The 333-nt window shown below is 63.7% G+C and carries 1 pseudogene; it reads right to left on the bottom strand.

The features are described from left to right. A pseudogene (locus EOC83_RS32670) lies at positions 1–333 on the bottom strand (phosphatase PAP2 family protein); the annotation flags it as partial.

The following is a 333-nucleotide window of genomic DNA, read 5'->3' as shown; positions in this document are numbered from 1 at the left end:
GCTGATGCGGGCGCGGGCGCTTCCAGACATCCTTGGCGGGATCGACGACAGCGCCTTCGGTAGCCACCACGCGATCGAAGAAGGCGCTGAATTTCGGCAGCGTTTCCTTGTTGAATTTCGGCCCCATCACGTCGGCAAAGCGCCAGACATTCTCCTCGGCATCGGCCACCGCGCTGGCGACCATCTCCGGGGTGCGCGTGACCTGCAAAGTCAGCACCTCGCCGAGTTCGGCCTTGGTTTGTGCCGAATCGTTTGCCGGCGGCGGCGGCAGGATCATCGTCAGGTCGACATCCTTGTTGGTGATGAAGGGCTGGGCGTCTTCCGCTTGCGCGG

This window comes from Mesorhizobium sp. Primo-A (assembly GCF_003997175.1).
Classification (GTDB): Bacteria; Pseudomonadota; Alphaproteobacteria; order Rhizobiales; family Rhizobiaceae; genus Mesorhizobium; species Mesorhizobium ciceri.
The sequence above is the reverse complement of the archived record's forward strand: the minus strand, read 5'-3'. Positions and strand labels throughout refer to the sequence as shown.